This is a genomic window from Actimicrobium antarcticum (genome assembly GCF_039536745.1).
Lineage (GTDB): Bacteria > Pseudomonadota > Gammaproteobacteria > Burkholderiales > Burkholderiaceae_D > Actimicrobium > Actimicrobium antarcticum.
In genome coordinates this window covers 212,244-230,683 of record NZ_BAAAZE010000013.1, presented here as the reverse complement: position 1 = coordinate 230,683, position 18,440 = coordinate 212,244, and the positions used below count along the sequence as shown (strand labels likewise).

At 58.3% G+C, this 18,440-nt stretch carries 17 protein-coding genes and 1 other RNA gene; 3 read left to right on the top strand and 15 right to left on the bottom strand.

From position 1 onward, the window contains the following. Window position 1 precedes the first annotated feature (1 nt). The 3 genes from ABD720_RS16475 to ubiD all read right to left on the bottom strand — a co-directional run bounded on the left by ABD720_RS16475 (window position 2) and on the right by ubiD (window position 4,309). Window positions 2-2,104 (bottom strand): carbon starvation CstA family protein, encoded by a 2,103-nt coding sequence (locus ABD720_RS16475; RefSeq protein WP_344764894.1) that lies wholly within the window; start codon window positions 2,102-2,104, stop codon window positions 2-4. Window positions 2,105-2,638: 534 nt separating this feature from the next. Then, window positions 2,639-2,737: signal recognition particle sRNA small type (gene ffs, locus ABD720_RS16470), an RNA gene on the bottom strand. Window positions 2,738-2,791: 54 nt separating this feature from the next. Continuing rightward, on the bottom strand, window positions 2,792-4,309 hold the full coding sequence (ubiD, locus tag ABD720_RS16465) for a 4-hydroxy-3-polyprenylbenzoate decarboxylase (protein ID WP_344764892.1): 1,518 nt from the start codon (window positions 4,307-4,309) through the stop codon (window positions 2,792-2,794). A 475-nt stretch (window positions 4,310-4,784) separates the two neighbouring features. Between ubiD and ABD720_RS16460 the strand changes: the two genes are divergently transcribed. Next, window positions 4,785-5,771 carry a transglycosylase SLT domain-containing protein gene (locus ABD720_RS16460; RefSeq protein WP_425547989.1) on the top strand — a complete coding sequence of 329 codons (987 nt, stop codon included), beginning with the start codon at window positions 4,785-4,787 and terminating at the stop codon, window positions 5,769-5,771. Between the two features lie 103 nt (window positions 5,772-5,874). Here the strand turns inward: ABD720_RS16460 and ABD720_RS16455 are convergent, their stop codons facing one another. From ABD720_RS16455 to pilV, 12 genes are all read right to left on the bottom strand, one after another. After that, window positions 5,875-7,047, bottom strand: a complete 1,173-nt coding sequence (locus ABD720_RS16455) for a pyridoxal phosphate-dependent aminotransferase (RefSeq protein ID WP_425547992.1) — start codon at window positions 7,045-7,047, stop codon at window positions 5,875-5,877. Window positions 7,048-7,091: 44 nt separating this feature from the next. Next, a complete protein-coding gene (gene nusB / locus ABD720_RS16450) occupies window positions 7,092-7,565 on the bottom strand; it encodes a transcription antitermination factor NusB (RefSeq protein WP_344764891.1) in 474 nt (157 codons plus the stop codon). 216 nt (window positions 7,566-7,781) lie between these two features. Next, complete coding sequence (gene ribH, locus ABD720_RS16445; RefSeq protein WP_344764889.1) at window positions 7,782-8,267, bottom strand: 6,7-dimethyl-8-ribityllumazine synthase; 486 nt, start codon at window positions 8,265-8,267, stop codon at window positions 7,782-7,784. 51 nt (window positions 8,268-8,318) lie between these two features. Next, window positions 8,319-9,431: a bifunctional 3,4-dihydroxy-2-butanone-4-phosphate synthase/GTP cyclohydrolase II gene (ribBA, locus tag ABD720_RS16440; RefSeq protein ID WP_344764888.1), complete on the bottom strand. Its 1,113-nt coding sequence runs from the start codon at window positions 9,429-9,431 to the stop codon at window positions 8,319-8,321. A 155-nt stretch (window positions 9,432-9,586) separates the two neighbouring features. Then, entirely contained in the window at window positions 9,587-10,222 is a 636-nt protein-coding gene (locus ABD720_RS16435; protein ID WP_344764886.1) for a riboflavin synthase, read from the bottom strand. Between the two features lie 46 nt (window positions 10,223-10,268). After that, entirely contained in the window at window positions 10,269-11,360 is a 1,092-nt protein-coding gene (gene ribD / locus ABD720_RS16430) for a bifunctional diaminohydroxyphosphoribosylaminopyrimidine deaminase/5-amino-6-(5-phosphoribosylamino)uracil reductase RibD (RefSeq protein ID WP_344764884.1), read from the bottom strand. Between the two features lie 40 nt (window positions 11,361-11,400). Then, entirely contained in the window at window positions 11,401-11,934 is a 534-nt protein-coding gene (locus ABD720_RS16425) for a GspH/FimT family pseudopilin (RefSeq protein ID WP_344764882.1), read from the bottom strand. A gap of 31 nt (window positions 11,935-11,965) precedes the next feature. Beyond that, complete coding sequence (locus ABD720_RS16420; RefSeq protein ID WP_344764880.1) at window positions 11,966-12,433, bottom strand: type IV pilin protein; 468 nt, start codon at window positions 12,431-12,433, stop codon at window positions 11,966-11,968. Between the two features lie 10 nt (window positions 12,434-12,443). Next, window positions 12,444-14,510: a pilus assembly protein gene (locus tag ABD720_RS16415; protein ID WP_344764878.1), complete on the bottom strand. Its 2,067-nt coding sequence runs from the start codon at window positions 14,508-14,510 to the stop codon at window positions 12,444-12,446. Further along, window positions 14,507-15,124 carry a pilus assembly PilX family protein gene (locus tag ABD720_RS16410; RefSeq protein ID WP_344764876.1) on the bottom strand — a complete coding sequence of 206 codons (618 nt, stop codon included), beginning with the start codon at window positions 15,122-15,124 and terminating at the stop codon, window positions 14,507-14,509. The genes ABD720_RS16415 and ABD720_RS16410 overlap by 4 nt, the downstream gene beginning before the upstream one ends. Then, window positions 15,121-16,110: a PilW family protein gene (locus tag ABD720_RS16405; protein ID WP_344764874.1), complete on the bottom strand. Its 990-nt coding sequence runs from the start codon at window positions 16,108-16,110 to the stop codon at window positions 15,121-15,123. Before ABD720_RS16405 ends, ABD720_RS16410 begins: the two co-directional genes overlap by 4 nt. 18 nt (window positions 16,111-16,128) lie before the next feature. Next, window positions 16,129-16,671, bottom strand: coding sequence for a type IV pilus modification protein PilV (pilV, locus tag ABD720_RS16400; protein ID WP_344764872.1), 543 nt, complete (start codon window positions 16,669-16,671; stop codon window positions 16,129-16,131). Window positions 16,672-16,861: 190 nt separating this feature from the next. Between pilV and thiL the strand changes: the two genes are divergently transcribed. Continuing rightward, window positions 16,862-17,824, top strand: coding sequence for a thiamine-phosphate kinase (gene thiL, locus ABD720_RS16395; RefSeq protein WP_344764870.1), 963 nt, complete (start codon window positions 16,862-16,864; stop codon window positions 17,822-17,824). Then, complete coding sequence (locus tag ABD720_RS16390) at window positions 17,821-18,351, top strand: phosphatidylglycerophosphatase A family protein (RefSeq protein ID WP_344764868.1); 531 nt, start codon at window positions 17,821-17,823, stop codon at window positions 18,349-18,351. Before thiL ends, ABD720_RS16390 begins: the two co-directional genes overlap by 4 nt. Window positions 18,352-18,440 lie beyond the last annotated feature (89 nt).

Sequence of the window (18,440 nt, the reverse complement as noted above, 5' to 3'; positions counted from 1 at the left end):
GCTATCGCAGCCCTGAACGCAGCCCGCCCGGCTGGAGAACAGGCTGAATGCGCACTGACATCGCCTCGAACGGCACCTCATCCACGCTAGGGCGGTTCGCACGTCTCGCTGCGATCACCGTGCGTATGCTGAAAAACAGGACGCTGACCACCACCAGCATGAACACCATGGCCAATGTGGCGTTTATCCAGTCGTTGACGACGACATGTTGCATCTGCGCTAGTGATTTTGCGGGGGCGAGGATGGTACCGCTATCGATGGCCGACTCGTAGCGCGTTGCATGCGCAAGAAAGCCAATGTTCGGATTGGGATCGAATATTTTTTGCCAGCCTGCCGTCAGCGTACAGATCAGCAGCCAGAGGGTGGGTACGGCTGTGACCCATGCATAGCGATCGCGCTTCATCTTAAACAAAACACATGTTGCCAACATCAGGGCAATTCCTGCCAGCATCTGGTTGGAGATTCCGAATAATGGCCACAAGGTATTGATACCGCCCAAAGGATCGACGACGCCCTGATGCAGGAAATATCCCCAGCAAGCGACACAAATTGCGGTTGTAGTGACGTTGGCGAAGACCGAATCAGTCCGCTTCATGGATGGCGCAAAACTGCCAAGCAAATCTTGCAGCATGAAGCGACCGGCGCGCGTACCAGCGTCGACGGCTGTCAGAATGAACAGTGCCTCGAACAGGATCGCGAAGTGGTACCAGAAGGCCATCATGGATTTGCCGCCGATTACGCTGGACAGAATTTGCGCCATGCCGACGGCCAACGTGGGTGCGCCACCGGCACGCGACAGGATCGTTGTTTCCCCGACATCGATGGCTGTTTGATGTAATACATCGGGCGTGACAAAAAAACCCCATTGCGAGATGACTTGTGCCGCTGCTTCGGGTGTGGTGCCGATCAGCGCTGCCGGACTATTCATGGCGAAATAGATGGCTGGATCGATACATGACGCCGCCACCAGCGCCATGATGGCCACGAACGATTCCATCAACATTGCGCCGTACCCGATCAAGCGCACGTGTGTTTCATTGTCGATCAGTTTCGGCGTGGTGCCAGAGGCAATGAGCGAATGGAACCCGGATACAGCGCCACAAGCGATGGTAATAAACAGAAACGGAAACAAATTGCCTGACCACACCGGCCCTGAGCCATCGATGAATTTGGTCACCGCCGGCATCTGCAATGACGGTGAGACGATCAGGATGCCGATCGCCAGCCCAACAATGGCGCCGATCTTGAGAAACGTCGATAAATAGTCGCGCGGTGCCAGCAACAGCCATACCGGAAGCACTGAGGCGACGAAGCCATATGCGACCAGAAGCCAGGTCAACTGGACCGCAGAAAACGTCAACATGGGCCCCAGCACCGGATGCCGCTGCACCAGATCGCCCCCGGCTATCGCCAGCATCAACAGCACAAAACCGACGACAGAAATCTCGCCAATACGCCCTCTCCGGATGTAGCGCATATAGATACCCATGAAAATGGCAATGGGAATCGTGGCCATCACGGTAAACGTACCCCAAGGCGACGCCGCCAGCGCCTTGACGACAATTAGTGCCAGTACGGCGAGAATAATCACCATGATCAGGAAGGCACCAACGAGCGTGATGATCCCGGCCACTGGCCCGAGTTCCGATTTGATCAGGTCGCCCAGCGATCGGCCGTTGCGTCGCATGGAAATGAATAACACCATCGAATCCTGTACCGCGCCTGCAAACACCACGCCGGCGAGTATCCACAGCATGCCCGGCAAATATCCCATCTGCGCAGCGAGCACGGGTCCCACCAGAGGACCAGCACCGGCAATTGCCGCAAAATGGTGCCCAAACAGGACATACCGATTCGTCGGTACATAATCAAGACCGTCATTGAGTCGGTGGGCTGGCGTCATCCGATTCCCATCAAGTCCCATGACCCGCGTGGTAATGAACAAACTGTAATAGCGGTACGCAATCAGATAAACACAAATCGCCGCAACGACGATCCAGACTGCACTAATCGGCTCTCCGCGCTGCAAGGCAATGGTGCCCATCGCAAAGGCACCCAGTATTGCGAATAGAATCCAAGGTAAGTGATGTTTGATAATCGTCATGTCTCGCTCTCTTGTCGAAATCAGTGAGCCTCGGAAAACCTCAGCGGTTGATGGCGCTTCCGCGCCAATCTACTGGCTGTATATCAGCTGAGGAATGGTTTATCAGGCGCACCAAATGGGAAAAGCGCCGCAGACTGGCGCCGGTACAGAGCCTTTATCCTGGATAAACGAGTCGAGTCCCGATTCGCGTGAAAACGATTCAGGAAAGCACGTTTGACCGGTTAATTGGACTGCGACGACAACAGATACCACTACTGCAACGTGTCTCAACGATATAAGAACAACCAGAGTGACATTTGACTTAGCTCACCAGAACAGGCGATGACAGAAAATGGATTAATAAGCGGAGCCATTACGGCAGTCCTCGTGATGCACGAACAGGCGTCGCCACGCGAATAATCAATGAGAAGAAAATTGAAAGGGAGATGTTGAAGCGGAAGGAGCAACCGGTTTTTCTACCGGTATTTGTCGAATCGATTGATTCGACAAACTGATTATCCCTCATACACCAGAGAAAATCTGGAAAGATTTAAGGAAGGCGAGCCTTGTCTGCGGCACTTATGGGAAATGGCTGTGGCTGCTTCGTTCCCGACCTGACCAGGTTGGCCATGCCACAATGCGCAGGGGCCCGCCGGGGCGAATTTTACCAGCAAAGCTTTTGTCGTGGGCTTTTTAAACCAAGCAACATCAGCTTTTATCCGCAACCTTGCCGACCAGACTGCCAAGGTCAAGCTGATCCCATATGGCATCGACGCGCGACTTGACCTCGTCGCTCATGCTGATCGTGGTTCCCCACTCGCGATTCGTTTCCCCAGGCCATTTATTGGTCGCATCGATACCCATTTTGCTTCCTAGTCCGCTGACCGGCGAGGCGAAATCAAGATAGTCGATCGGCGTATTGTCGACCAGCGTGGTGTCGCGCAACGGATCGACCCGTGTCGTAATCGCCCAGATCACCTCTTTCCAATCGCGGATATCTACATCCTGATCCACCACAATGATGAACTTGGTATACATGAATTGCCTCAGGAAACTCCAGACCCCGAACATGACACGCTTGGCGTGACCCGGATACGATTTTTTCATCTGCACCACGGCCATCCGGTAACTGCATCCTTCAGGCGGAAGATAGAAGTCGGTGATCTCCGTGAATTGCTTTTGCAGCAACGGGATAAACACTTCATTGAGTGCAACGCCTAGAATGGCTGGTTCGTCGGGCGGCTTGCCGGTGTAGGTCGAGTGATAGATCGGATTCTTGCGCATCGTGATACGGTCGATCGTCAGGACCGGGAACATGTCCTGCTCGTTGTAATAGCCGGTGTGGTCTCCATACGGACCTTCCAGCGCATGTTCGTAACCTGACGGGTGTTGCGGATCAGGATAGATGTGCCCTTCGAGCACAATTTCTGCAGATGCGGGCACGCGCAGTTCGCTGCCAATTGCCTTGATCAGTTCTGTGCGGCTACCGCGCAGCAAACCGGCGAACTGATACTCGGACAAGCTGTCGGGCACCGGAGTGACTGCACCGAGTATCGTCGCAGGATCAGCGCCAAGAGCGACACAGATCGGATACGGCTGACCTTTGTTGACGAGCGCATGCTCACGAAAATCCAGCGCGCCGCCACGTTGCGCCAGCCAGCGCATGATGACTTTGTTGCGCGACAGAACCTGCTGCCTGTAAATACCGAGATTCTGCCGCTTCTTGTGCGGCCCTTTTGTGATCACCAGCCCCCATGTAATCAGTGGCGCGGCATCACCCGGCCAGCAATGCTGGATCGGCAGCTTGCCCAGATCAACCGCATCGCCTTCGTGGATCACATCCTGACAGGCCGCAGAGCGCAACTCTTTGGGTGCCATGTCCCACAAGGATTTCACTAGTGAGGTTAGCCCGAGCAAGTCCTTGAACCCTTTCGGCGGCTCGGGCTCCTTCAGCATGGCCAGTACATGACCAATCTTGCGCAACTCGCTGACTTCTTCCGCGCCCATGCCCAGGGCTACCCGTCTGGGTGTGCCAAACAAATTGGCAAGTACCGGGATCGATTGACCATCGACGTGCTCGAACAGCAGCGCCGGGCCACCGGCACGTAGGGTGCGATCACAGATTTCCGTGATCTCCAGATAGCTGGACACCGGGAAAGTGATACGTTTTAGCTCACCAATTGATTCCAATTGATTAACAAAATCCCTCAAATCCGAATATTTCATCTTTTTTTGCGCAGTTACACTGCGGCCTCTTCAATTTAGGGAATAAATACAAGTAGTTGATTTTGTTGAACTATGTACTAGCAGCTGGATTTGCTTTAGATCAAACTGTAATGCTTTCTTTCATTTTCAGTATTGACTCGATATAAAACCGCACCTAAACTCCGACGACTTGAAAAGGAAGGCACTTGGCGCGAAGTTCGCCCACTGCAACAGAAAACCAAATCATTTCACGGGGTCGGGGCCCCACACGACATTTTAAGGAGTGTTTTCAAAAGGCGTCAGCCTTACCCCCGCAAAAAGTTGTCTGCCACTGTAGCGGTGCGAAAGCATACCCACAGCATCAAGCAGCAGCTCCGACGTTGTCAGACCGCACCAAGCGGACGACAGCGATGTATCTGATTCACGACTTGTACGGGGGCCTGGCGGCAATTGGCCCGAAGCACCGTATTGAGTCGCGGCAATTCAGGAGGTTCAATTGCACAATCGATTTACCCGGACGACGCGCGACTGCGCCCGACACGTACAGAAGCATTCCAGCAGTATCAGCACCTTTGCCCGCGACACACTTAGCGGATTTTTCACCACTGCGCACCATACCCTGATGGTTTCGGGCATTGCCGCGCTATGCACCCTGGCACTCATGTTCTACCGTCCGGACATGATTCAAAAACTCAAATCGATGTCACCGTTCGGCGCTGGTGCGACCGTCGGCCAAACTACCGAAATACAGGTCGGCCAGGTGCCAATGGACACACCGCGCACCCCTTTTGGTTCGCGCGCCTACCTGCTTGATACCGCAGGCATCGAAGCGCAACAAAACCCATCAGAGCCCGCCACCAGCAAGGCAACAGGTACGGAGCGTCAGCAGCAATGGGTGACCAACTGGCTGTCCAAGCGCTACCGCGTAGCCAGCGACGCTACCGACATGCTGGTATCGGCTGCTTACACGACCGCCAAGGATATCAAGATTGATCCTCTGCTGATCCTCGCGGTGGTGGCAATCGAATCGGGTTTCAACCCGTTTGCCGAGAGTGCAGTGGGCGCACAGGGCCTGATGCAGGTCATGTCAAAAATCCATCATGAGAAATTCCAGAATTTGGGCGGCGTCAAGGCGGCGTTGAACCCGGTTGCCAACATCCGCGTCGGCTCGATGATTCTCAAAGACTATGTGTCCCGCGGCGGCTCGCTCGAAGCTGGCTTGAAAATGTACGTCGGCGCAGCAGCTTTTGACAACGATGCTGGCTACGGATCCAAAGTACTTGCGGAGTACAACCGGCTAAAGGCCGTTGCCACAGGCAAGAACGTCCCTACCGTGACCAATCCCGCTCCGCTGGTCATACGCATTGCGCCGAAAACCACAGACGTGGCAGAACCAAAAACGCCGGTGAACAATGGCGAGCAAGCCTCGGCGTCGGATCGCATGCACAATGCAGCGGGTACCGATGTTGTCGCAGCCATGTAAATAGCCGTTTGCTACATTGCGCTGTCGTTATTGCCGTGCGCTGAAATGAAAAAAGAGCTGAGCAGCTCTTTTTTTTCGTCCGGAAAAAGGCGCTTAGCTTCGATCAGGACTGACGACGCGCCTGAAAAAACACCTGCAGCCGGTGCACTGCCTCCACCAGATTGTCCATTGAGGTTGCATACGACAGGCGAATGTAGCCGTGCGCAGTCGATGGACCAAAGTCCAGACCCGGCACCAGGACGACGCCCGCGTGATTGAGCATGTCAATGGTCAGCTGATCGGCATCGTCAGACAGCTTGCTGCAATCGGCATAGACATAGAACGCACCATCCGGTACCACCGGCACCACGAAGCCAAGCTCCCGCAAGGCAGGCACGATGTAGTCACGACGACGGCGAAATTCATCCTTGCGCTGCTCGTAGAGTGCCAATGACTCCGGAGCGAAACAGGCCAGCGCTGCATGCTGGGCAATCGTGGAAGCACAAATGAACAAATTCTGCGCCAGCTTTTCAATCGCCGGCACCATCGCGGACGGGACGACCAGCCAGCCCAAGCGCCATCCGGTCATGTTGAAGTACTTCGAAAAGCTGTTGATGACAATAATGTCGTCGCCCAGTGATAACGCCGAAAACGGCGCGGCATCATAGGTCAGCCCCTGATAAATTTCATCGACGATCGTGAAGCCACCTTTCTCGCGGACGGTGGCAACGATGTCCTGCAGCTCCTGCTGCGGAATCGAGGTACCGGTCGGGTTCGAAGGCGACGCCAGCAATACGCCACGGGTAGAGCTGCCCCAGTGCGCCCGGACCAGTTCGGCCGACAACTGGAAGCGCTGCTCCGGACCGCAAGGAATCATCTGTGCCTCGCCATCAAAGGCCGCCACGAAATGCCGGTTGCACGGATAGGACGGATCGGGCATCAGGACTTTGGCACCCGGCTCGACCAGCGCTGCACAGGCCAGCAGCAATGCCGCAGAGGCGCCAGCGGTGACGACGATGCGCGCAGGATCGATCTCCAGCCCATAGACCTGCGCATAGTGGGCAGCGATCGCCTCGCGCAACGCTGGCAATCCGTTGGCGGAGGTGTATTGGGACTTGCCATCGGACATGGCCCGCGTTGCTGCGGCAACCACTGCTGGTGGCGCGGTAAAGTCCGGCTCGCCGATGCCCATGTGGATGATGGAGCGCCCTTCCCGTTCCAGCACGGCGGCCATCTTGGCCAGCTCCATGACATGGAAAGGATCGATATGGTCAACCCGTCCGGCCAGGCGCCGCATGGGCAGACTGGCATCCTGAGACGCGTCGCCGGCGATGTATGCCGTCAAGATTGGCGCGCTGCGCTGATTTCGACTTCGCGCGCCTTGGCGGCGAATTTGTCGAGCACGCCGTTGACGTACTTGTGACCATCGATACCACCGAAGGATTTGGCCAGTTCGACCGCTTCGTTGATGACGACCTTGTACGGAATCTCGATATGGTTCTTCAGCTCGAACGCACCGATCAGCAGGATCGCGTGTTCGATCGGCGACAGCAGGTTGAGCGGACGATCGATCAGTGGCAGCAGTTCCGTACGCAATGCGGGTGCCTGCTTGATCGTGCCGTACAGGAGTGCGTCAAAGTGTGCCGCGTCCGCCTTGTCGAAACCGTGCGCCTCGCGCAGATGGGCTTCAATCACGCCCGCGTCTTCATTGTTGAGCAGCCATTGATACAGGCCCTGCAACGCGAATTCACGTGAACGATGGCGTGGAGTGCGGCTCTTGTTCGGATTCGCGTGAAGCTCTTTTTTTGGGATCATGGTATTCAGACTGCACTGCCTTCGATAACCTCGGGCAAGCGAAATAAAACAAAAAACCGCGCGTGGACGGTTATCGCCAGTGCGCGGCCCGGGCAGTTGCGCCGCCCGGGATGAACTTGTCACTGCATGCGGTGTTGGCAGGATGCGGGCAACATGGCAGCGCGCCGGTCAACAACCGCGGCATTCACTCGGCCAGGCGAGCGAATGCGTTACTACTTACTCGTCGTCGACCGCCTCGGAAAGCTCATCGAGTGCCAGCACCAGATTCGCCATTTCCACTGCGGCCCGTGCTGCTTCGGCCCCTTTTTCGACCATGCGCGCCAGCGCCTGCTCATCATTCTCGGTCGTCAGGACAGCATTGGCGACCGGCGTGCCGAAGTCAAGTGCAACGCGGCTCATGCCGGCGCCAGACTCGTTGGACACCAGTTCGAAATGATAGGTCTCGCCGCGAATGACAGCACCCAGTGCGATCAGCGCATCGAATTGCATGGTCTCGGCCATTTTTTGCAATGCCAGCGGAATTTCCAGTGCGCCAGGCACAGTGAGCCGAAAAATATCTTCGTTGGCGACGCCCAGATTGTTCAGTTCAGCCAGGCACGCGCCGAGCAAGCCATCGCCAACAGCTGCATTGAAGCGCGCCTGCACGATACCGATGCGCAAGCCTTCGCCGTCAAAATTGGTTTCGTAAGTTCCTACTGTCATGATGATTCCTTTTGAATACGGTAGATCGAATGGGGTCGGAGCCGGTCTGATTCAATCGTTCGCCACGGTGCGGTAGCCCGTGACTTCGAGATCAAAACCGGTCATGGATGGCATTTTTCGTGGATTGGCGAGCAGGCGCATTTTGCCTACGCCGAGATCCTTCAGAATCTGTGCGCCTATGCCATAGGTACGCAGGTCCATGCTGGCAGCGCGCGCCGTCGGTCTGCTTTCCGGATTGGCAAGCGCAGTGAACTGGGCAAACATCTGCTCGGCCGATTCTTCGCAGTTGAGCAGGACGACCACACCGCGCTCGGATGCCTTGACCGCCGCCATGGCCGACGCCATATTCCACGAATGGGTAGTGGAGCGCGTCTCCAGCACATCGAGGATCGATACGGGCTGATGCACCCGCACCAGCGCTTCGAGGTCGGGCGACATATTGCCATGCACCAGGGCCAGATGCGCACCACCGCTGGGTGTGTCCCGATAGACGATGGCCTGGAATTCGCCATGCACGGTTTGCATGGTGCGCTCGGCGATCCGCTCGACGATGCTCTCGTTCTGACTCCGGTAGTGAATCAGGTCAGCGATCGTGCCGATTTTCAGGCCGTGAATCCTGGCAAATTCAAACAGGTCCGGCAGGCGTGCCATCGTGCCATCGTCATTCATGATCTCGCAAATGACTGCAGCAGGAGTGAGGCTGGCGAGCTCGCAGAAATCACAACCGGCTTCGGTGTGCCCGGCCCGCATCAGGACGCCGCCCTTTTGCGCTTTCAGAGGGAATACATGCCCCGGCTGCACAATGTCGGAAGGCTTGGCATTCCTGGCGACGGCAACCTGGATCGTGCGGGCGCGGTCGGCTGCGGAGATGCCGGTCGTCACGCCTTCGGCAGCCTCGATCGAGACGGTAAAGTTGGTGCCATAGGACGTGCCATTGCGCGTCGTCATCATGGACAGGTTGAGTTGGTCGCAGCGCTCTTCGGTGAGGGTCAGGCAAACCAGTCCGCGTCCGAACTTGGCCATGAAATTGACGGCTTCGGGAGTGACAAATTCGGCGGCCATGACGAGGTCGCCTTCGTTCTCGCGATCTTCTTCATCGACCAGAATGACCATGCGGCCGGCGCGTAATTCGTTGACGATTTCTTGGGTAGTTGCAATTGACATGGCGTGGATCCTTTGAGGTGCGCCATTTTAATGGATTTGGACCCCCAGCGACTTCCCATGCCCGCAGTAACATCAGAATTTTCGGTGCGCGTCATCCCACCACGGCCTGAAACGCTTACGGCAGCATCTGCCCTAAGCGTGCAATCCATATCTTGTCAGGCGGAACGCTGCGGGTCGGCAGTCGCACTGAGCATGCGCTCGACGTACCGCGCGATCAGGTCGATTTCCAGATTGACACGCACGCCCGCCTTCAAGTGCTTGAGCGTCGTGACCGCGATCGTATGGGGGATCACATTGATCGAAAAGGAGCACGCAGTCGCCGTATCCGCGATCCGGTTGACCGTCAGAGACACGCCATTGACGACAATAGAGCCTTTGTAGGCCAGATACTTCGCCAGTGCTGCGGGCGCATCGATCACCAGCTCCCAGGACTCGCCCACCGGCGCGAATTTCGTGACCGTGCCCAGTCCGTCGACGTGTCCCGATACCAGATGGCCGCCGAGTCGGTCGGCGAGCGTCAAGGCTTTTTCGAGATTGACTTCGGCACCTGGCGCATCGAGTCCGGCGGTGCAGTTCAGGCTTTCACGCGAGACGTCTACCGCAAACGTGGTGGTGGTCTTGTGCACGACGGTCATGCACGCACCATTGAGCGCAATCGAATCCCCCGGCATCACGTCCGCCAGCGGCAAGCCGCCGGCATCGATGGTCAGGCGCAAGCCCGACGCGGGCTGGTCGCCCGCGGGAGACATGTCAACAATTTTTCCTACGGCAGCAACAATTCCAGTGAACATGGCGAGTAAGTAGAGTGAGGGGTAAGAATGGAGTAGAAGGATCGACTCAGCAGAAGCGCGCAAGAATACGCAAATCCGCGCCGATCTGCTTGACCTCATGAAAAGCCAGCGTGCGCTTGCCCGTCAGGCTGGTCAGCGCCGGCAAGTCGAACAAGCCCTGCGCATCCCCGATCAGGCTGGGGGCCAGATATAACAGCAGTTCATCGATACAGTCTTCACGCACCAGTGATCCGTTGAGCTTGAAACCGGCTTCGACATGCACTTCATTGATCTGTCGCCTGCCGAGTTCGCGCATCAACTCCGGCAAATCGACTTTGCCGGCGGCGTTTGGCAGGCAGATAACGTCGTGGCCCATCGACTGCAGCATCGCACACTTGCCGGGATCTGCCTGCGCGCAGACGATCCAGACCGGTACATCCTGCAGGATGCGCGCCTGCAGATCGATATCGAGGCGACTGTCGATCACGATACGCTGCGGCTGACGCGGTGTCTCGACGGCGCGCACGGTCAGTTGCGGATCATCGGCTTTCACGGTACCGATACCGGTCAGCACGGCACAGGCACGGGCCCGCCAGGCGTGGCCATCATCGCGTGCCGGCGCTGCGGTAATCCACTGGCTCTGGCCGTTATGCAGTGCCGTCTTGCCGTCCAGGCTGGCTGCAGCCTTCATCCGGACCCAGGGCAAACCGGTACGCATCCGTGAAAAAAATCCGATGTTCATTTCCAGTGCTTCGGCCTGCAGTACATCGGTGGTCACCGCAATCCCGGCCGCGCGCAAACGCGCCAGTCCCTTCCCGGCAACCAGCGGGTTCGGGTCAGCGATGGCAGACACCACACGTCCCACGCCAGCGGCAATGAGCGCATCGGCACACGGTGGGGTGCGGCCATGATGACTGCATGGTTCCAGCGTGACATACAGCGTGGCGCCACGCACATCATGGCCGCCTGCCCGCGCATCGGCGAGCGCCTGAATTTCGGCATGCGCCTTGCCGGCGGCCTGGGTATGCCCGGCACCGATGACGATGCCATCGCGCACCACCACGCAGCCCACACGTGGATTCGGTGCCGTGATGAACATGCCCTTGGCCGCCCATTCCAGGGCGAGCGCCATGCCTTGCTGGTCGTTGATGATAGTCACTGGTTCTCTCGGATCGTGATCGGGCCATCGCTTCCTGTGTTCATCCGCATGCCGCGTCGGTGGCCGGATTGCATGCCCGCGGACGACCCAGGAAATTCAGGACAATGCGACGCTGCTGGTCACCGAACGACAACGCCAGATGACCTGCTTGTGGCGTCTGGCCATTCGCATCGGTGCGGGTACGGCCGCTTCCCGTGTAAGCAATGTACGGCCGTGCAGAGTCTGTCATGGCGGATTTTATGGTAATTCCACGCGCAACCAGTGATTGCGCGTGAATAATTTTCTCGCCCGGGTCCAGGCGCCGATTGCCGTTCTCGTCGACAAAAACCATCCATCCGTTGGCCCAGTCCTGCCCATCGGTCGGCACGAGATCAACCCGCTGGCTGCGGCGGATGGCTTCCGCACGCGTCAGCGTCACCGCCGCGAACAACTCGCCTGTGACAGTGGCCAATTGCTGCTTGCGTATCAGAGACTGAAAGCCGGGAACCGCAAGCCCGAGCACGATCCCGAAAATCGCCAGCACCACCATCAATTCGACCAGCGTGTAGCCCGCTGTCAGGGATCGATGCGCCACCCTGTCAGATCGCCATTGGACTGTCATGGCGTCACCAGCATCCGGGACTGTCAGCCGATCTCCGGCCCAGGCTATCGATACGCAAGGTGCCACAGCGTGCGTCGACAAATCCGGCATTGACCAACCCGGTTCCGGGGATTGCACTGATGAGCACGCAATCGGCCAGACGCATGCCGGCACACGCAGTGGCCGATATTTCGTACGCACTGGTCGCTGCAGTCTCACCGGAAAACCAGCCGAAGCGCTGCGCTTCAGGGTCAGTTGCATATGCCGAAAACGCGACATAGGTCATGCGCTGGCTGTAGAACTGCTCCTGTTGCTGCATGCGTTTCAACAACGCCGTACGGCCTTCGGCACGCTTGACTTTCAGAATCGCGGATTGATACGACGGCACCGCAATGGTAGCGAGAATCGCAATAATTGCCACCACGATCAGGGCTTCGATCAGCGTAAAACCCGCCTGACCACACCTGCACCATCTGATGGATAGATTGGGCATAGCGACCGGCCTAGTCCTGGCGGGAAGCATGATGTGCCTCCTGCCAGTTTGCGATTTCACGCCAACTGAGTCGACCCGCAGGCAACTCCGCCTTGACGCTCTGCGAGCCGCTGGCGGTACCAGTCGGTCGTCCGGAGTTCGAGCCTGGCACGCTGATATTCCTGGATACGACAACGCCACCTGTTGCATTGCGCGGCGACATGACATCGCTGTACATCAACATCAGCGGCAGTGGCGGCTCTGGCGCGGCCTGGCGCGTCGTACTCGCTGCTGCTGCCGTTATGGTTGCCGAAGTCGCATCAGCGCTGACGCCCGGCAATCCGCTCGACGCACCCACCAGATAGGTATGACCATCACCCCGATCGCAACCATCCACCGCTGGAATCAGGGACCGGAACGCGAGTTGTCCGGACAGAACAACGGCAGTGTCGACCTGTCGCTCGCCAGAGCGCTGCGCGTCCGGAAAATCCATGAACCATCCCTTGCGGCTGGTATTGCCGACACCATAATCCACTGGCGCACCCGTAATGAGGACGGTGCCCGCCTCAGATAGTCTGACTGTGCGCGCGGCAAGGTCGGAGCGAAGAACCGGACGCTCACCAGGAGTCGCCTGGTCGCGTATTGCATAAAAAGATTGCGCTGCGAAACCCGATGGCAGGCTGTCTTCGGGAGCGAGCAATTGCCCGGTGCCGAACAGGATCAGATAGCCCCCGCCAGGAGCAAAGACGACACGTGGCTGCGTCACGATGGGTTGTGGTTTGCCACCCTGACTGGCTGCGGAGAATAGCCGACGCGCAGGCTGCCATGGCGCGGCCCCGGAAAAATCGAAGCGCCATAGATTGCCTGCCAGGTCACCCGCGTAGGCAAACCGCACCAGCCCGTTATCCCCCGTCACCAGCGCCGGCGCAGCGAGTCCGGAGGGTGCCTTGCTCACTGGTGGAGCGAGCTTGAAGTAATTCACGTTCAACACCCAGGGTGCACCGGGTGGCTTGTCCAGTGCCAACAGGAACAGACGCCCCGGCGGCTTGCCGGACGACTGCCCTGTAGCGACGACAACAAAATAGCGGGACTGATTCAGGCTGGTGCTGAATCGACCGATCGCCGGCTCGGAGATGACCGGTCCCATCTCGGGATCGTCCGTCCTGCTGAACTCCCAAAGCGCGCCAGCTTGATCGCCCTGACCAAACTGGGCCGGTGCGCTGACATCGAGTGCCACAATACCGGCGCCACCCGCTCCGGCCGCACCGACCAGTATGGATTTGACGCCGCCACGAATCTCCACGTCCTGCACGAGCAATTTGCCATCAAACCCGGGCTGTGGCGGTAGTCCGGGAACCGTCAATTGCGCGAGTGACGGCACTAGAAATCCCGGAATATACGCAAACAGTTCGCGTCCATCCGATACCGAAAACGCATGCAACATGCCGTCGTTCCCGCCAACATAAATGGCGCCCGACGAGTCCTGCCGAATGCCCTTGCTCAACACCGGCGTGCTATTGAGGATCGCGCCCAGAATGGTCCGGCGTGGGCGAAAGATGCCATTGGCCTGGCCTGTTTCATCAGACCGTACGCCGCGTAAATACGCCACGCGCCGCTCCCCGAGTCCATCCGGATTGCCCTCGGTTGGCGACTGGCTCAGCCATTTCTGTTGTCGGGCAGACAGCGCGGACCAGGTGAATCCGATGGTTTTTCCAGAGCCCTCGTCGATGGTGTAGATGCTGCGGCCAGACGCAGTTGGACTCTGGCTGCCGGGATCGACAGCCCATTGGTTCGCTACTTCCCATAGCGACTCAGAAGCCAGTGCCAACGTACCGGCGCCTTCCCGACTGACCGCATATTTGCGCAAGCTGCCAGAAAAATCGACCGACTCGAAGCCGCCGCGAAACAGGAATCTGCGAGTCTCGTCGACGGTCTGTTGCGACACTGTCAGGCTGGCAGACGATGACGGAGGCACATTCAAACGTGGCCTGGCGCCATGCTGCGACATACTGCATTCGAAAAATTTTAATTGCGCGACGGCGTTCAAACTAACGCCAATCAACAGCAAGCCCATCAGCAAACTCCAGCGACAAATCATGATCCATTTCCCTTGCGGTAGTAAGACTGCAAGACAACCTGGCTAGTGCCACTGGCACCAAAGCCGATTGCCGTGATGCGATAGAAGTACTCCGGCTGCTCGGCACTTTCGCCGACCTGCCGATAACGCATCAGTTCGATCAGGTAGCGCGGCAGCCTGGCCGGCAACATGCCGACGCCAGTCTGCATGGAGCGCCCGGTGAAGCGGCCGTAGGCCACAGTCGTGGCGGCAGCTTCGTCTGACAAGTCGACCTGTTGCCAAGCCGGCGCTACGCTAGCGTCTGCCAGCCTGCACAAGCCCTGATAAGGATTGCGGCCACCGCGCTGACACAACGGCTCCTGTTCCTGCGGAAACCCCGCCATGCTGCGCCGGCCAAACAGTGCGCTACGCGACAGGCGCAGATCGGGTGAGTTTTCGATATCCATTTCTGCGTCGAGCAGTCCTGCCTCGGCGGCCTGAAGAGCGATATCCTGATCACGCTGACTTCGCGCTGCCTTCTGCTCCTGTAGTCCGATCTGTACCGCGGAAACAGCCAGCAGCGTGGCGACCATCAGCCAGATCAGCACGACGATCAGGGCGATACCGCGCTGTGACGAGGTCGTGATGGCCGTCATCGCGCCGGATTTCGAACGGGAATGGTTGTGCTGAACACCTTGCGTAAGCGCTTGCGGTCCTGAAGCGGCAGCATCGCTTCGTTGATACGGACACCCGGATCAATCGCCGCCATCGGCTCGCTGTACGCCGAACCAAACAGATCGTGTGTCAGATTTGTGTTGTCAGCCCGAACCGGGTCCGAACTGCGCAGCAGTAAGGCGATCTTGATTTCACGGATATTTTTCCAGTGCGTCTGGCGGTTTTTGTCTTGCTCACGCTGCTGCAGCGTCACACCACGCAACGTCAGTTGAGCATCGAGCGCGTTGACCTGCGTGGCAGTCAGATAACGAACCGGTCGCGCTGCGTCACGCGGCCCGATACCGTAGAGAACCTGAAACGATTCAACACCCCGGGCAATGGCGGTCGATGACCACGCCTGGCGGCCAAGGTATTTGCAGTACAGCTCAGGCTCGCCACTGCTGCCGCGCGCGACGTAAAAAATACTCCAGCCCGGATTCGCCGAATTGCCTGACGCGGTTGAACCCGACGTTGAACCCGATGCTGATCCGACAGCGAAACCGGCACAATCGACCACTGATCCATCGTCGGTGCCAGCAAAACGCACTGCCAGTACATCACTGCCGTTGACCGCCGCAGTGACGGCATTGTCGATACCGACCGTGGTGCTTTTCAGCGAACGTGCATCCAGCCCGCTGATGGCGGCTTTGTCAGAGTCGATGCCGAAGTCCAGCACGCTGGCCAGGCCCGGATCGACGAACCCCGCCTGCCGGACCGCACGAACAATGCGATCGATCCCGTAACGCCCGGTTTCCGACAGCTGTACGCTGTTCTCCTGCAGGACATAGGCACGCCGGCTTGCGAGGAAAACCGTGCCGGCAACGGCGATGACCAACACGCCCAGCCCGAGCGCGAGCAAGAGTTCGATCAGGCTCAATCCGGTTTGCCCGGAGTCGGGACGAGGGAGAGCGCTCGATCGGATCGCCATGGTGTTCATCCGGTACGCCTAATCAGCATGTAACGCCAACATCGGCGCAGAGGAATTACTGCCAGCCATGCGGTCTTGCCAGCCCAGCTTGATCCAGAGCGGCGCGCTGGAAACCCCATTGGCATCACAGTCCCAGCGCAGGGCCTTGATGGACTCTTGCCATGGCGTGGTGTCGCGGCAAATCCGCACTCGTCCGGCTGGCAGCCGCGCCTTGATTCTGGCTTTCCAGTCTTCCATGTTGAATAGCGCGAGTTGCGCAGTGCTGCAGGACGCCGCGAGTCCGTAGCAACTGACGGCGGCGCTGTCGGCGCTGTTGGCGCTATCGGGGGCTGCTGCATCGTAATCAAACCGCGCCATCAGGCTGACCAGGCTGGCATCACCGCGCAGTTGTTCCGCCAGTTCGGTGCCCAGACTGAATGCGACCGACTCGGCGTCGGCGTTCTGCGCAGCCCGCATGGTTGTCAGCAACAGGGCGAGCACGCCCAGCACACCAAGGGAAACAACGACCACCGAGATCAACACCTCGAGTAGTGAAAAGCCGCCAGGAGTCAGTCGCTGCATGAGTCAGGAAGAGAGTGGAAAGTGAGGCTCATGTTATGCAGAAATGCCCCAGGCAAACGCCTGCAAGTGCAGCGCTTGAGGAACATCAACGATCGCAAAACATGCACCAACGCTGACGTGGTGAATTAGAAACGCAATGCCCGACCAGTCCCGATATTTCGATCCGCCGCCGCTTCGGTACAATGGCGCCATGTCCGAATTCGATCTGATCGCGCACTACTTCACCCGCCCTGACCACAGCACCCCATCTGTCGTCCTCGGGATCGGCGACGACTGCGCCTTGCTGCAACCTGCGCGCCACTTGCAGGTAATTTCTACTGACATGCTGGTCGAGGGACGTCACTTTCTTGCGGGAGCAAATCCGTTTGCGCTTGGTCACAAATGCCTCGCAGTGAATCTGTCCGACCTGGCGGCGATGGGCGCCAAACCAGTGGGATTTACGCTGGCATTGTCGCTACCGTCAGTCGATGAAGCCTGGCTGCAAGGCTTTTCGGCCGGACTATTTGCACTGGCCGACCAGCATGGCTGTACGCTCGTTGGCGGCGACACGACCAAGGGTCCGCTGGTGATCTGTATCACGGTCTTTGGCGAGGTTACCGCCGAAGGCGCACTGCGGCGAGATGCCGCGCAGGCCGGTGACGATCTGTGGGTATCAGGCACGCTCGGTGATGCTCGACTGGCACTGGCCTACCGGCGCGGCGAGATCGACCAGGATAGTCAGTCACTCGCATTGGCAGCACCGCGCATGGACATGCCGACACCGCGCGTTGCGCTCGGCATGGCGCTGACCGGGATTGCCCGCGCTGCCATTGATATTTCCGACGGCCTGGGTGGCGATCTGAAACATATTTTGTCGCGCTCGTCAGTCGGTGCGACCCTGAACATCGATATGTTACCGGCTGGCCCAGCGCTGGCAACCCAATCGCCGGACCTCCGACGTGAATACTGCCTGGCGGGCGGAGATGATTACGAATTGTGTTTTACCGCGCCCGTTGCGCAACGTGCCGCCGTTCTCGAAGCAGCCAGCAGCGCGCAGACAGCGGTGACGCGAATCGGCCAGATTGACAGCGTGCCAGGCCTGCGTATCAGCGACAGCGAAGGTCGCGCCCTGACCTTGTCGTTTCCTTCTTTCGACCACTTCACCACACCATGACGACACTGGAGCAAGGCCAGGCGGCCCGCATCAAAAAACCGACCAGTCGCTTCATGCTGGCCCATCCCGCACACATCCTTGCACAGGGATTTGGTAGCGGCCTCTCGCCAGTCATGCCGGGAACCAGCGGTACGCTGTTTGCGTGGCTGTCATTCACTATGCTGAGTCAGCGCTGGCCGGATTTTTTTACTGCGTCCCATTGGGCACTGGTGATTTTGTTGTCCTTTGTCGTGGGCGTCTGGGCCTGCGAAAAAACCGGACGGGATCTTGGCGTTGCCGACCACGGCAGTATGGTGATTGATGAAATCGTCGCCTTCTGGATCGTGCTGTTACTCCTTGCACCGATGAGCTTCAAGACGCAATGCTGGGCATTCCTGTGGTTCCGCTTTTTCGATATGGTCAAGCCGCCGCCTATCGGTTATTTCGACCGCCATCTGAAGGGCGGATTTGGCGTGATGTGGGATGACATCGTCGCGGCATTTTTTACGCTACTGGTGTTCGCGCTGTGGCGAAATGCCATCCAGTAGCGCTTGTATCCGTGCTGCGTGCATCTGCGTCGCAGCTCACGCATCATTGGCCAGCGTGTGACTGGGCGACCAGTCGTTCTCGCAAGCAG

Coding starts and splice junctions, on each gene's coding strand:
- ABD720_RS16455 (WP_425547992.1), bottom strand. CDS start 7,047: ATGCGGCGCCTGGCCGGACGGGTTGACCATATCGATCCTTTCCATGTC.
- ABD720_RS16390 (WP_344764868.1), top strand. CDS start 17,821: ATGACGACACTGGAGCAAGGCCAGGCGGCCCGCATCAAAAAACCGACC.
- ABD720_RS16475 (WP_344764894.1), bottom strand. CDS start 2,104: ATGACGATTATCAAACATCACTTACCTTGGATTCTATTCGCAATACTG.
- ABD720_RS16415 (WP_344764878.1), bottom strand. CDS start 14,510: ATGATTTGTCGCTGGAGTTTGCTGATGGGCTTGCTGTTGATTGGCGTT.
- nusB (WP_344764891.1), bottom strand. CDS start 7,565: ATGATCCCAAAAAAAGAGCTTCACGCGAATCCGAACAAGAGCCGCACT.
- thiL (WP_344764870.1), top strand. CDS start 16,862: ATGTCCGAATTCGATCTGATCGCGCACTACTTCACCCGCCCTGACCAC.
- ubiD (WP_344764892.1), bottom strand. CDS start 4,309: ATGAAATATTCGGATTTGAGGGATTTTGTTAATCAATTGGAATCAATT.
- ABD720_RS16410 (WP_344764876.1), bottom strand. CDS start 15,124: ATGACGGCCATCACGACCTCGTCACAGCGCGGTATCGCCCTGATCGTC.
- ABD720_RS16435 (WP_344764886.1), bottom strand. CDS start 10,222: ATGTTCACTGGAATTGTTGCTGCCGTAGGAAAAATTGTTGACATGTCT.
- ABD720_RS16420 (WP_344764880.1), bottom strand. CDS start 12,433: ATGCCCAATCTATCCATCAGATGGTGCAGGTGTGGTCAGGCGGGTTTT.
- ABD720_RS16405 (WP_344764874.1), bottom strand. CDS start 16,110: ATGGCGATCCGATCGAGCGCTCTCCCTCGTCCCGACTCCGGGCAAACC.
- ribH (WP_344764889.1), bottom strand. CDS start 8,267: ATGACAGTAGGAACTTACGAAACCAATTTTGACGGCGAAGGCTTGCGC.
- pilV (WP_344764872.1), bottom strand. CDS start 16,671: ATGCAGCGACTGACTCCTGGCGGCTTTTCACTACTCGAGGTGTTGATC.
- ribBA (WP_344764888.1), bottom strand. CDS start 9,431: ATGTCAATTGCAACTACCCAAGAAATCGTCAACGAATTACGCGCCGGC.